This window comes from Halopseudomonas litoralis (assembly GCF_900105005.1).
GTDB lineage: Bacteria > Pseudomonadota > Gammaproteobacteria > Pseudomonadales > Pseudomonadaceae > Halopseudomonas > Halopseudomonas litoralis.
The window spans coordinates 1,150,564-1,164,470 of sequence record NZ_LT629748.1 but is presented as its reverse complement, the minus strand read 5'-3'; the positions used below and the strand labels follow the sequence as shown (position 1 = coordinate 1,164,470).

Genomic DNA, 13,907 nt, shown 5'->3' with positions numbered 1-13,907 from the left:
CTTCATGGAATGGGTCGATATCGGCGTCAACCTGCTTGACGCCGCTTTTGACAAGGACCGCGAAGCGGTACTCGAACGGGCCTGGGCGGCCGGTATCAGTCAGATGATACTGACCGCCACCTCGGTGGACGACTGCGCAGCAATACAGGCGCAGTGCACCGAGGACCCGCTCCGGCTGTTCTGTACCGCCGGTGTCCATCCCCACGAAGCCCGTCATTGGAATACCACCCAGGCAACTGACCTGCGCCTGTTGGCCGCCGCAGACTGCGTACGCGCCATCGGCGAGTGCGGTCTGGACTTCAATCGCGATTTCTCACCCCGCCCGCTACAGATCAAGGCTCTTGAAGAGCAGCTTGAACTCGCGGTGGAGCTGGGTTACCCAGTATTTCTGCACGAGCGCGAAGCCAGCGACACGCTGGTGGGCATCCTGCGCGACTTCCGCGACCGGTTACCCGCCGCCGTGGTGCATTGCTTTACCGCAGACAAGGCGGCGCTGTATGGCTATCTGGATCTGGACCTGCATATCGGCGTTACTGGCTGGATCTGTGATGAGCGGCGCGGCACCCATTTGCAAACGCTGGTCAGGGATATTCCCGCTGGCCGCCTGATGCTGGAAACCGACGCTCCCTGGCTGCTGCCACGCACCCTCTCCCCCAAACCGAAGAGCCGCCGCAACGAACCGGCCTTCCTGCCGGAAGTGGCCAACATGGTTGCGCGCTGTCGCGAAGAAAGCCTGGAACAGCTGGCAGAACATACGACGGCGACGGCGCGGGCGTTTTTTCAGTTGCCGTAATCGCGCCATCCAAAAAGAAGCCCACCTAGGGGCCTGTCTGTTATCGCTTCGCGTTTCGTGCCCCGCCCTGCACCAGCCTGAGACACGCCGTAAATACTTCCCTGTAGGCTCCAGTCCTGTCGGCCAACCTGTTCCTTGCAAACTGCACCCCACCGGTAGTTTTTCAGCGCTTTCTTGCGCTATCCTGTCTGACAACCGGCTGTACCCTTGGGAATGGACACTCCGCACAGCCCTCACCCGCTTTCCCTGGGAGTCGCGCTCAATGCTGCGTCTGAAAAAACTGACCCTGTGCTGCCTCCTTCCTCTCGCCGGCCTGTTCGCCAGCGGTGCCGCTGTTGCTGAAAACGACCGCGGCACCCTGCCCACCAAGGTCAGCTCCGCCCTCGCCGCAGCCAAGATCCCCACCAATGCCATGGCGTTGGCGGTCATCCCGCTGGAAGGCCAGGGCCTGGCGCAATATGTGAACGCCGATCAGCCGGTCAATCCGGCCTCGACCATGAAGTTGGTCACTACTTACGCCGCCCTGGAACTGCTCGGCCCGAATTTCCAATGGCGGACAGATTTGTATGGCACCGGAGCGATCAGCGGCGGCGAGCTGCAGGGGGACCTGATATTTCACAGCAGCGGCGACCCCAAGCTGACCATGGAGCGCGTATGGTTGATGTTGCGTGACCTGCGTGCCGCCGGCGTGCGCGAAGTGCGCGGCGATCTGGTACTGCAGCCGGCGGATATCCGCATACCATCGGATGCCGGCAGGTTTGTGGACGACGGCAATGATCCGAGCAAACCCTTTCTGGTCGAACCTGATCCGCTGCTGACCAATCTCAAGCTGCTGTCGCTGAAAAGCTTCGCCGATGCCGACGGGATTCGTACCCATCTGGAGCCGGCCTTGCCGGAAGTAACCATCGATAATCAGCTGACCAGGCTGCCCGCGGTCAAGAGCTGTCCATGGCCGAACGTGGCCTATGCGGTCCAGGATGACGGCAAGCGCGCCACCATCACCCTCACCGGCTCGCTGCATCAGGGCTGCGACGCGGAACGCTATCTGTCGGTGCTGGATGCCCCGGTGTATACCGCCAGCCTTATTCGCACCCTGTGGCATGAGATGGGCGGGCGCATTCAGGGCGCCAACCGTATCGGGCCCTCGCCGGCGAACGCGCGCCTGCTGGCCCGCAGTACGTCACCGGATCTGGTCGACGTAGTCCGCGATATAAACAAGTACAGCAATAACACCATGGCCAGGCAGTTATTCCTGACCATCGGGCGAGAGCAACGCAGCGCTGCCGATACCGATGATCACAAAGCGGCCAGTCGCATCATCAACCAGTGGTTGGCAGACAAGGATATCCAGCCCACAGGGCTGGTGCTGGATAACGGTTCGGGATTGTCGCGCCTGGAGCGCATGACCGCCCGCGACATGGCGCAACTGCTGGCTCAGGCCTGGGAAAGTCCCTACGCAGCGGAATTTGTTGCCTCCCTGCCGCTGGCAGCCATGGACGGCACCATGCGCCGTCGCATGCGCAATACGCCGGTCGCCGGCCAGGCTCACATCAAGACCGGTTCGCTGCGCAACGTCAGAGCCATCGCCGGCATCACTCGCGACAACAACGGCCAGAGCTGGGCAGTGACTGCCATCGTCAACCACCCCTCCGCCGGCGGCAGCCGTCAGGCGCTGGACTCACTGCTGAGTGACGTCTACCGCCGCGGACCGACGGATGTGGCGGATAGTCGCTGAGGACGCCAGCGGCTCCCCAACCCTATCGTTTGTATGGTTCATCTGCAGGTCCAAAATGGACCTGTCAGGGTGGAGGGGCTCAATCGTTTTCCGGCCTTTCGGCACGGACTGTGGGAGATTTCGCCCCACCCTCACCATAAACGCCAATAGAGAATCCATCGGCAGAGCCAAGCCGCTCAGACCGACGATACGTCGCAAGCCAGCGTCTGGTGAGCCCTGACAAGTCAAAGACTACTTTAGCTTGGAGGACGCGCCATGACAAAATCTGTTGAATCTATCCTGGTGGGTATCGATGTCAGCAAGGCGGAGCTGGTGATCGCTCGCAGTGACGCCCCTCAGATCGACACGATCAACAACTCCCCCAGCGCTATTAAGCGCTGGTTGAAGTCGTTGCCGCAGGGCTCAAGGATCGCGCTGGAAGCCACCGGAATTTATCATCGGCAACTGGCCACGCTGGCTCATGCAGCAGCACACCCGCTCTACTTACTGGATGGTTATCGGCTCAGCCGTTACCGCGATGGGGTAGGTACCCGGGCCAAGACCGACCCGTCTGATGCCAGACTGATCCTGCGTTATTTGAGCAACGAGCTTGAGGAGCTCAAGCCTTGGATCCCTGCCCATGATGCGTTTTACCGCATCCAAAGCCTGATGCGCCGTCGAGCCTCGCTGGTTCATACCCGAGTAGCGTTGAGCCAGAGCTTGCAGGATGTACCTGAGTTGAAGCAGGCGAGCAAACAGCTGGATACCCATATCCGTCGCGTTGAGCTGCTGATTACCCAGCGCCTGAAGCAGGCCTTGGCAGACGTAGGCTGGGACGCAGATGCAAAACGCTGCATGGACATCGAAGGCATTGGCGAGCTGAGCTCAATGGCACTCGCCAACACCTTCCACCGAGGTCGCTTCAAGAGCAGTGACGCCTTCATCGCTTACCTGGGGATGGATGTCAAAGTCCGAGACTCTGGCAAGCAGGCAGGCCGACGAAAACTCACCAAGAAAGGCGACCCGGAATTACGCCGCCTGCTCTACAACGCGGCTATGGCTGCCCGTAAAACCGCTGCCTGGAAGGCGTTATACGAGACCTATCTATCACAGGGACTCAAGCCCATCCAGGCGCTGATCAAGCTGGCAAGAAAGTTGGCGCGCATTGCCTTTGCCTTGATGCAGAATCAAACGGTTTATCGGCCCAAAACCTGATAAAAGGGGTTGGCATGAACCATAGAATCTCCCACGCTCCAGCGTGGGAACGCATGCCGGGACGCTCTGCGTCCCACACCAGCAGTAGTGCGGAGACCCTTCCGGACGCTATCTCAGCGCATCAGCTTCCAGGTGCGATGAATCCGCGTATTGCGCTGAAAGTCCTTGTCCAGCGTCTGCGCCGATATATCCTCAACCTGATATTTCTCTGCCAACGCAGAGTCCAGCCGGAAACGGCGGAAGTTGTTGGAGAAATACACCACCCCGCCCGGCGCCAAGCGCGCCATGGCCATATCCAGCAATTGCACATGATCGCGCTGCACATCGAACACATCGTCCAGACGCTTGGAATTGGAGAAGGTCGGCGGGTCGATGAAGATGAGTTCATACTCACCACGATCCTGCTCCAGCCACTTCATCACGTCATCCTGCACCAACTGATGCAGATCAGACAGCCCGTTCAATGACAGATTGCGCCGCGCCCAGTCCAGATAGGTTTTCGACAGATCGACGCTGGTCGTCTTGCGCGCCCCGCCCACCGCGGCATGCACAGTGGCGCTGGCGGTATAGCAGAACAGGTTGAGGAAACGCTTGCCGCGGGCTTCTTCGGCGATGCGCAGGCGGATCGGGCGATGATCCAGAAACAGGCCGGTATCCAGATAGTCGGTCAGATTGACCAGCAATTTTACCTGACCTTCATTGACCGTCATGAACTGACCCCGACGATCCATGCGCTGATACTGTTGCTTGCCAGCCTGACGCTGACGCTGCTTGAGCACCACCTGGCTGACCGGAATGCCCAGTACCTGCGGCAGCGCCACCAGCACATCCTGCAGACGCGCCTGGGCCTTGTCTTCGCTGATACTGGCCGGAGCGGCATACTCCTGCACGTGAGCCCAATCGCCATACACATCAATGGCCACGGCAAACTCCGGCATGTCCGCATCGTACAGACGATAACAGCTGATCTGCTGCTGACGTGCCCATTTGCCCAGGGTTTTCAGATTCTTCTTCAAGCGATTGGCGAACATCTGCGCCGACTCGCTGAGCCGCGCGCTGGTTTCCATCGGCGCGGGGGCATCGCCTGCCTCAGCTCGCTCAGTCCGCTCGGCGCGCTCAGCGGAGTTAGGCGCAGCACCGGTGACATAGCGCTCGGATTGCAGGTCCATCAGCAGCAGCTTGCATGGCAAGGCACCATTGAACAGCGAATATTGCTTGTGACTGCGAATACCCATGCGCCGCCCCAGCTCCGGGTTACCGGTGAAGATCGCCGCCTGCCAGCCAGTGCATTCGCTGCGCAGTACCTCACCGAGCTTCTGGTACAGGTAGACCAGACTCGCGGCATCGCCCAGCCGCTCGCCGTAGGGCGGGTTGCAGACGACCAGGCCTTTCTGACCCTGATCAGGGTGCGGTGCAAAGGTCGCCAGCTCGCCCTGATAGACCTTGATCCACTCCCCCAGGCCGGCGCGCTGGATATTGTTGCGCAGCGGTTGTAACAACCGCGGGTCGGCTTCATAGCCGCGGATCCACAAGGGCGCACGCGCCAACCCGGCATCGGCGCGCTGCTGGGCTTCGGCATGCAAGCGCTGCCACAGAGCGGGAACGTGTTGCAGCCAGTGGCTGAACCCCCATTGCTGGCGGTGCAGGTTCGGCGCAATGTCCGCCGCCATCAGGCCGGCTTCTACCAGAAAGGTGCCGGAGCCGCACATGGGGTCGGCCAGCGCCGCTCCCTGCTCCGCCAGCGCCGGCCAGTTGGCCCGAATCAACACGGCTGCCGCGAGGTTTTCCTTGAGCGGCGCGGCGCCCTGCTGCAAACGATAACCGCGCTGGTGCAGGCTGGTACCGGACAGATCCAACGCCAGCTGTACTTCACCATTGCGGCAATGCACATTGACCCGCAGATCCGGATTCACCTTGTTTACCGAAGGACGGGTGCCGTCGGCAGTGCGCAGCCGATCAACAATCGCATCCTTGACCCGCAGTGCGCCGAAGTGGGTGTTGTCGACACCCGCCAGCTGACCAGTGAAATCCACCGCCAGACTGCCGTCCGGCTGCAGGTGATCAGCCCACTGAATGCGCGCGACCCCGTCATACAAGCTCTGCGCGTCACTCCCCGGAAAGCGCTCAAGAATAAGCAGCACCCGGTTCGCCAAGCGTGACCATAGACAGATCCGATAGCCCAGTTCCAGGTCGCCTTCAGCATGCACACCGGCGACAGTTTCCCTGGCCGACGAGGCGCCCAGCGCCCGCAGCTCGTCGAGCAACAAGCCCTCGATTCCTTTCGGACAGGTGATAAAAAATTCAAGGGTCTCGCGCATCTCGTTGATTTCCAGAACAGTGTTACGTTTATGTTGCATCCGGGCTCTAAGGAATGAGCCCAGTATGCCAATTCGATCTTTCTCAGCCCGTCGTAATAGGGTACAAGAGACATCAAGACTTTGCGTTGGTAAACCGAACAAGGAAGCTGCAATTTCTGCAGTTTCCCGGGTGCAGGGAAAAATTCTCTGCACCAAACCCCGGTCCAGACCAGTTGGACCGGGTTGTCATACCACACGAGGGCTGTACTTTATGAGAAGACTAAAGCGTGATCCGATGGAACGAGCATATTTGCGCGGATATCAGAACGGCGTTCAAGGCAAGTCTCAAGACTCCTGTCCCTTCAACAGCACTGCCGGCAGACAGAACTGGATCAATGGCTGGCGTGAAGGCAGAGCCGACCACTGGGCAGGATTCACCGGTATTTCAGGCGTGCATCGCCTCAATGAGATGCGCGCTGTAGGGTAATCCCCTCTCCCACCCTCTTTACCCAGGGCGCTCACTCAGAGCGTCGGGCCTGCGAGGCCCAAGGCCCCCGTTTACGGGGGCCATTTAATTCAGCCCCGGTTACTTTCTGCAGCACCGCTGTTCAGCGCCGCAATCGCATCCACACATTCGCGGATCAGTTCCGGCCCACGGTAGATGAAGCCGCTGTACAGCTGTACCAGACTGGCACCCGCTGCGATCTTGGCCGCCGCATCGGCGCCGGTCAGAATCCCACCGACACCAATAATCGGCATCTGGCCCTTGATTTCATCAGCCAGAATGCGGATCACGTTGGTCGAGGCGTCAGTCAGCGGTCCGCCTGACAACCCACCTTCCTCATCAGCGAAAGTCAGACCCTCCACTCGCGAGCGATCCAGAGTGGTATTGGTAGCAATCACCGCATCCATCCCCTCTTCCAGCAGAGTGCGGGCAACCAGAGTCAACTCCTCGGGCGTCATGTCCGGAGCGATCTTGATGGCAATGGGTACATAGCGGTCATACAGGCTCGCCAGCTCCTGCTGACAGGCCTTGATCTCGGCCAACAAAATCTTGAGCGTGTCGCCGTACTGCAAGGTACGCAGGCCGGGGGTATTGGGTGAGGACAGATTCACTGTTACATAACCGGCATGGCTGTAGACCTTGCGCAGACAATACAGATAGTCGTCCACCGCCCGTCCGACCGGGGTCGTGGCGTTCTTGCCGATATTGATCCCCAGAGTCCCCTGATAGCGCACCCGGGCGACGCGTTCCATCAAGGCGTCCACACCCAGATTGTTGAATCCCATGCGATTGATAATGGCGCTGGCCTCTGGCAAGCGGAAAAGCCGCGGCTTGGGATTCCCCGGCTGCGGCCGCGGGGTCACGGTGCCGACCTCGAGAAAACCAAACCCCAGCCCAGCCAGGCCATCCACCGCAATGGCATTCTTGTCCAGCCCCGCGGCCAGGCCCACCGGATTGTCGAAAGTCATACCCAGCAGCTTCACCGGCTGGGGTTGCACCGGTCGTGCAAGACAGGAAGCCAGACGCAGCCGCCCGGCAGCGCCGATCATGTCCAGCGCCAGGTCATGGGACGTTTCGGCAGGCAGGTGAAACATCAGGGAACGCAGGTTGGAATACATGGTGATGCCCCGGTTGAAAATAGCTGCGCGGAGTATACCGTTTTATGACTGTTATTTAACGTCCAAATCACGCTATTACGGACTATTCCAGCCGCTCCAGAGATACCAGTTTGCCCTCGGCAGTAAAGCGCATAACGAAGCTGCCATACACCCCCATGTGCGTCAGAAAGGGCCGCAGATGATGGGCCGGGAGGCTGACCCGGCGGCCATCCCGGCTGTGCATCATCACCCGGCCGGCCTGACCCCGATACCAGGCCAGGTAGCGCTCAGCGGGCAATGTCAGATCAATGATCAGTTCCTGCATGATTCTCCATCGTTGCCTGCCGGGCATTGCCAGCGAGGTCGGTCAGTTCGCGCATGGCCACAGCGATCATCGGATAATCGTTCTGCCCCGTGCTTCTCAATTCGGTCAACAACAATTGCCAACGCTGCACCAACAACCGGTTATGGTCCAACCAGCTGGACAACAATTCATCCACCGGCTGGTCCCGGTCGCTCGTCTGCAGAACCGATATGGTCATGTAGCCAAGCTGATTTTCCAGTTCATCACGATAGGCCTCTCTGGCCAGCGCCTGCCAATGAGAATCCACCGGTAGCGCATTGATCTGATTGGCGAACCAGGTGATCTGCAATTCACTGCCCAGCGCGAAGAATACCTGAGCAACCCGCTGTGCGGGTTGCCCGGTGACATCTGCCGCATCGATCACCCCGAGCATGGTATAGAAATGGGCAGCCCCCGCCACCAGACGGGCGATAGGTACCGGAACATCGGCGGCAGTATAGTGCTCGACGCGCGACTCCCAAAGCTGACGCACGGAACCCTCGAGCATCTCATCGAAGTGCTCATCAAGCGCCTGGATCTGCGGCGCAAAATGCGCCACCAGGGCTGCGGTCTGCATCTGCTCCTCCGGACTTCCGCCCGGTCCGCGGCGGCGAAGGAACCAGCGCGTGGCCCGGCGCGCCAGGCGCATCAGCTCATCCATCAGTTCGATCTGCACCGCCGCCGGCAATTGATAATCCAGCTTGGCGATGCTGTCAAACTGTTCCATCAACCGGAATACATCCCGCGCCACCACATAGGCTGCAACAATCCGCCCAGCACTGGCGCCCGTTGATTGCTCCATGCGTCGCAGGAATGTGATTCCCATATGGTTGACCAGGTTGTTGGCCAACTGCGTGGCGATGATTTCGCGCCGCAGCCGATGTCCGGCAAGCGCCGCAGTATGCTCACGCACCAGTTGCGGCGGGAAGGCCGTGGCCATTTCGCGGGCCAGCCAGGTATCCTCCGGCACCTCGGATGCAGCCAGTCGCTCTTTCAGGTCCGCTTTGGAATAGGAGATCAACACCGACAACTCCGGCCGCGTCAGCCCCGTCCCCTTGGCTGCACGGTCGGCCAACTGGTCGTCCTCTGGTAGAAACTCCAGCGCACGATTGAGCTTACCGCTGGACTCCATGGCGCTGATGAAGCGCCGATACTCCGCCATTGCGCGCGTAGCCTGACCCTGGGCCAGACTGATCGCCTGGGTCTGCTGATAATTGTTGGACAGCACCAGCCCGGCCACGGCCTCGGTCATGTCCGCCAGCAACTGGTTGCGCTGTTTGCCGGTCATATCCCCTGCCGCCACGACTTCGTTCAGCAGGATCTTGATATTGACTTCGTGGTCGGAGCAATCGACCCCGCCGGCGTTGTCGATGAAGTCGGTATTGGCTGCGCCGCCATTCAGGCAATACTCGATCCGTCCCAGCTGGGTCACACCGAGGTTGCCGCCCTCGCCGATCACCTTGCAGCGCAACTCGCAGCCATCCACCCGTACCGCATCATTGGCCTTGTCACCCACGTCGGCATGGCTTTCCGTTGACGCCTTGATATAGGTACCGATGCCACCATTCCACAGCAGGTCCACCGGCGCCTGCAGCAGACGATTGATCAGTTCCGCCGGTGTGAGCTGGTCTTCGCTGATATCGAAGACCTCCTTCATTTCCGGCGTCAGCCTGATCTGCTTGAGACTGCGCGGGAATACGCCACCGCCCGCCGATATCAACTCCGGGTCATAATCCGTCCAGCTGGAGCGCGGCAGGTCGTAGAGACGCTGGCGTTCCTCGAAGCTGCGCTCGGGGTCCGGATCGGGGTCGATGAAAATATTCAGATGGTTGAAGGCAGCCAGCAGTTTCACCGAGCGTGAACGCAGCAGGCCATTGCCGAACACATCCCCGCTCATGTCACCGATACCTATCACCGTGATCGGGTCCTGCTGCACATTGATACCCAGTTCGCGGAAATGCCGCTGCACCGAAATCCACGCCCCCCGAGCGGTAATGCCCATGGCCTTGTGGTCGTATCCGGCCGAACCGCCCGAGGCAAATGCGTCTCCCATCCAGAAGCCGTAGTCGGCGGCGATGCCATTGGCGATATCGGAAAAACTGGCCGTCCCTTTGTCCGCCGCCACGACCATGTAATAGTCGTCGCCATCGTGACGAATGACCTGCTGAGGCGGCACTACCTGACCGTCCACCAGATTATCAGTGAGATCCAGCAGTCCCTGGATGAAGATCCGGTAACAGGCAATGGCCTCCTGCTGTATCTCGTCTCGATCGGCGCCGACGGGCAGCCGTCGGGGTACAAAGCCACCCTTGGCTCCGACCGGCACGATGACCGCGTTCTTGACCTGCTGTGCCTTTACCAGCCCGAGTACCTCGGTACGGTAGTCTTCCTCGCGGTCGGACCAGCGCAGCCCACCACGAGCCACCTTGCCACCGCGCAGGTGCACACCCTCGACGCGCGGGGAATAGACGAAAATCTCATACATCGGCCGCGGCAACGGCAGCTCCGGAATACCTGACGGATCGAACTTCAGACTGATGTAGTTCTTGGGCTCACCCTGCGCATCGGATTGATAGAAGTTGGTCCGCACGGTCGCCTTGATCAACGCCAGAAAGCGGCGCAGGATGCGGTCCTCGTTGAGTACCGCCACCCCCTCCAACGCCCCGGTGATGGCCTGTTCCAGCCTGTCTTCAAGCTCGTTGGCCGAGGCTTTGCGGGCCAGCAGAAAACGGGTCTTGAACAGCCTCACCAGCTCCCGGGCAATCGGCGCATGATTGATCAGGGTCCCGGCGATATAAGGTAGCTCGAAGCCCATGCGAATCTGTTTGATATAGCGGGCAAAAGCCCGCAACAGAGCAACCTCGCGCCACTGAATACCCGCCAGCAGAATCAGTCGGTTGAAGCCGTCGTTCTCCGCTTGCCCGTTCCAGATTGCGGAAAAGGCCTCACGAAACAGTTGATTGACGTCTTCGATGTCCATGCTCGGGTCCAGCGTCGAGCTGAACACGAAGTCGTGAATCCAATAGCTTTGCCCATCCTGCAGGCGAATCTGGAAGGGAAACTCACCGAGCACCCGCAAACCGAGATTGTCCAATACCGGCATTACATCCGACAGTGGCAGCGGCCCGCCCAGATGATACAACTTGCAATGCAATTCACCGGCTTTACGCTCCAGCGGCTGATAAAAGCTCATCGCCAGCGGGTTTTCACTGTCGAGCGCGAGCAGATGCTGAATATCAACCACGCCGGTGGCCGGATTGAAGCGCTTGCTGTAACCGGGTGGAAATTCAGTACCAAAGCGCGCCAGTGCCTCGATGGCGGCAGCCTCACCCAGTCTGTCCCGCAACTGCTCAGCGTAATCGTCGTCCCAGCTGCGGCAAGCCTGTATCACATCCTGTTCAATTTTCACGTGGTCAATTTCCAGATTGCGTCGCGGGTCCACGCTCAGTATGAACTGCACGCGGGCCAGCGGTGATTCGGAGAAGTACGTCCAGAACTCACTGGCGGACGCCTCAAGACGCGCCATCAACACCTGCTGGATCTGCCGGCGAATGGCGGTGGAATAGATATCCCGCGGGACATAGGCAAGGCAGTAATAGAACTGCGCATAATTGCCGCGGCGCAGGAATATCCGGATCTGCGCGCGTTCCTGTATCTGCACAATCCCCATGGCTGTGTCACTGAGCTGCTGCTGCGACATCTGGAACAGGTCATCGCGCGGAAGTATCTGCAACACCTGGTTCAACTCCTTGCCCAGATGACTATGCGCTTCAAAGCCAGACTCACGCCGCACTCCGTCCACCTTGCGGCGCAGCCAGGGAATATTGCGCACATCCGCGCTGTAGACCCGCGAGGTGTACAGCCCGGCGAACCGATGCTCCAGAATCACCTCTCCTTCGGCATTCACTTCGCGTATCGACACGTAATCCGGGTACGCCGGCCGGTGCACCCGGCTGTTCTGCGCACCCTTGGCGAATGACACCAGTAATGGCGAATGCAGATAGTCCAGCACCGAGGCCGGCAGACCCTCGATATTGTCTTCCGGCGGCTCCAGTGCGGCGATACCGAGACTGTGATCCGGCTGTATTCCGAGGCGGCCCTCCCGCCCCCCATCGCGAATGGCAAATCGGGTATAGCCCAGGAAAGTGAAATGCTCCAACAGCCAATCGAGAAAAGCTGCCGCCTCTTGCCGCGTATCATCATCGAACCAGTCGAACCCGCTACCCTGCAACCGAACGATCAGCTCCCGAGCTTGTCGCTGCATGGGTTCGAAAGCACTGACGGCCGTCTCGACATGCAGCAACGCCTCCTGCAGACCGTCTTGCAGTGCCTTGAGTTCGGCCGGTGCGGCGCGCCGATCAACTTCGATATGCATCACCGACTCGGCGCGCAGCCCTTCGCCATCGGCGCTGGCCGGATGCAAGGCCTGCAGTTGGCCATCCGCATCCCGAGCAACCTTGAAAAGGCTGTTCTGCAGCATGTGGATGGCACATCCCTGGCGGTTCAACTCGATACGCACCGAATCCACCAGAAATGGCGAGTCAACATGCAGCAACTGCACTACCGTATGCGCGGACTGCCAGCCATGCCCCTGCACCTGTGGATTGAACACCCGGATGTTGCCAGTGGGCTGATCAAAATGCTGCAGCATATGCCAGAATGACAGAACTGACCCCAGCAAGTCGGTATCCTGCCGGGTAAGCAACTCGTCGAGTGTGGCAATACTGAAGAAATGCTCCGCGAACAGCGCAATATCAGCAGCGTCTGCCGGCTCCACCAGTGTCTGCAGACGCTGCTGAATAATCTGCAGGAATTCGTTCCTGTCGCTGGCAACAATAAAAGCCATGAAACCTCCACCCGGTTGGACAAGCGTTCTGATCAGCATCCTCAACAACCCCTAGTCTAGACCACAGGCTTTTCGGTAAAGTGGCAATCACCACAGGAAGATTCGGTCACCCAAGGAACTCCGTCACCATGTCCCATCGCGAGTCACTGCTCCAGCTGAAAACCTTCATGGCTCAGCAGATATTCGGCCAGGAACAACTGATCGACCGTATGTTGATCTGTCTGCTCGCTGGTGGTCATGTGTTGGTCGAAGGTGCTCCCGGGCTGGCCAAGACCAAGGCGATCAAGGTGCTTTCCGAGGGCATCGAGGCGGACTTTCATCGTATCCAGTTCACCCCCGACCTGCTCCCGGCGGACATCACCGGTACCGAAATCTACCGCCCGGAAACCGCCAGCTTCAGCTTTCAGCAGGGACCGATCTTTCATCATCTGGTCCTGGCCGACGAGATCAACCGCGCACCGGCCAAGGTACAATCCGCCCTGCTCGAAGCCATGGCCGAGCAGCAGGTGAGTATTGGCCGGGAGACCTGGCCGTTGCCGGAGCTGTTCATGGTCATGGCCACGCAGAACCCCATCGAACAGGAAGGCACCTATCCGCTTCCGGAAGCGCAGCTGGATCGTTTCCTGATGCATGTGCGCATCGGCTTTCCCGATGCCGCACTGGAACGGCAGATCCTGCAGCTGGCCCGTGGCGAAGCCAAAGGCTTCGAGCCGCGCGTTGCCGAGCGGGTCAGCCAGGAGTCGATTCTTGCTGCTCGCCAGGAAGTGCTCGGCTTGTTCATGGCCGATGCGGTGGAGGAATACCTGATCCAACTGATCATGGCGACCCGCCGACCCGAGCTGTACAACCCGCAATTGGCCGAATGGATTCAACTGGGTGCCAGCCCGCGCGGCACCATAGCACTGGACCGCTGCGCCCGTGCCCACGCCTGGCTGGCCGGTCGCGACTTCGTCAGCCCGGAGGATGTCCAGGCCATAGTGCATGATGTATTGCGGCATAGGCTGATGCTCAGCTTCGAGGCCGAAGCAGCCGGTATCGACGCCGACCGGGCCATTACTCTGCTGGTTGAATCCGTTGCAGTGGTCTAGGACCCGCGG

9 protein-coding genes are annotated in these 13,907 nt (G+C 59.9%); 5 read left to right on the top strand and 4 right to left on the bottom strand.

Features of this window, described 5'->3' with window-relative positions:
- Nucleotides 1–4 precede the first annotated feature (4 nt).
- The 3 genes from BLU11_RS05715 to BLU11_RS05705 all read left to right on the top strand — a co-directional run bounded on the left by BLU11_RS05715 (nt 5) and on the right by BLU11_RS05705 (nt 3,722).
- Nucleotides 5–793 (top strand): TatD family hydrolase, encoded by a 789-nt coding sequence (locus BLU11_RS05715; RefSeq protein WP_090272461.1) that lies wholly within the window; start codon nt 5–7, stop codon nt 791–793.
- A 262-nt stretch (nt 794–1,055) separates the two neighbouring features.
- Nucleotides 1,056–2,528: a D-alanyl-D-alanine carboxypeptidase/D-alanyl-D-alanine endopeptidase gene (gene dacB, locus BLU11_RS05710; protein ID WP_090272460.1), complete on the top strand. Its 1,473-nt coding sequence runs from the start codon at nt 1,056–1,058 to the stop codon at nt 2,526–2,528.
- A gap of 255 nt (nt 2,529–2,783) precedes the next feature.
- The gene (locus BLU11_RS05705; protein ID WP_090272427.1) at nt 2,784–3,722 is read left to right on the top strand and encodes an IS110 family RNA-guided transposase; all 939 of its coding nucleotides are present in this window, start codon (nt 2,784–2,786) and stop codon (nt 3,720–3,722) included.
- A gap of 113 nt (nt 3,723–3,835) precedes the next feature.
- Here the strand turns inward: BLU11_RS05705 and rlmKL are convergent, their stop codons facing one another.
- On the bottom strand, nt 3,836–6,040 hold the full coding sequence (gene rlmKL, locus BLU11_RS05700) for a bifunctional 23S rRNA (guanine(2069)-N(7))-methyltransferase RlmK/23S rRNA (guanine(2445)-N(2))-methyltransferase RlmL (protein WP_090276278.1): 2,205 nt from the start codon (nt 6,038–6,040) through the stop codon (nt 3,836–3,838).
- Between the two features lie 250 nt (nt 6,041–6,290).
- Here rlmKL and rmf point away from each other — a divergent pair, with 250 nt between their 5' ends.
- Entirely contained in the window at nt 6,291–6,506 is a 216-nt protein-coding gene (gene rmf, locus BLU11_RS05695; protein WP_090272459.1) for a ribosome modulation factor, read from the top strand.
- Nucleotides 6,507–6,595: 89 nt separating this feature from the next.
- Here rmf and BLU11_RS05690 read toward each other — a convergent pair whose 3' ends face one another.
- The 3 genes from BLU11_RS05690 to BLU11_RS05680 all read right to left on the bottom strand — a co-directional run bounded on the left by BLU11_RS05690 (nt 6,596) and on the right by BLU11_RS05680 (nt 12,810).
- Entirely contained in the window at nt 6,596–7,642 is a 1,047-nt protein-coding gene (locus tag BLU11_RS05690; RefSeq protein ID WP_090272458.1) for a quinone-dependent dihydroorotate dehydrogenase, read from the bottom strand.
- A gap of 82 nt (nt 7,643–7,724) precedes the next feature.
- Nucleotides 7,725–7,946: a DUF2835 domain-containing protein gene (locus BLU11_RS05685; RefSeq protein ID WP_090276276.1), complete on the bottom strand. Its 222-nt coding sequence runs from the start codon at nt 7,944–7,946 to the stop codon at nt 7,725–7,727.
- On the bottom strand, nt 7,927–12,810 hold the full coding sequence (locus BLU11_RS05680) for an NAD-glutamate dehydrogenase (RefSeq protein WP_090272457.1): 4,884 nt from the start codon (nt 12,808–12,810) through the stop codon (nt 7,927–7,929). Before BLU11_RS05680 ends, BLU11_RS05685 begins: the two co-directional genes overlap by 20 nt.
- A 128-nt stretch (nt 12,811–12,938) precedes the next feature.
- Here BLU11_RS05680 and BLU11_RS05675 point away from each other — a divergent pair, with 128 nt between their 5' ends.
- Nucleotides 12,939–13,898: an AAA family ATPase gene (locus BLU11_RS05675; RefSeq protein ID WP_090272456.1), complete on the top strand. Its 960-nt coding sequence runs from the start codon at nt 12,939–12,941 to the stop codon at nt 13,896–13,898.
- The last annotated feature ends 9 nt before the right edge of the window (nt 13,899–13,907 follow it).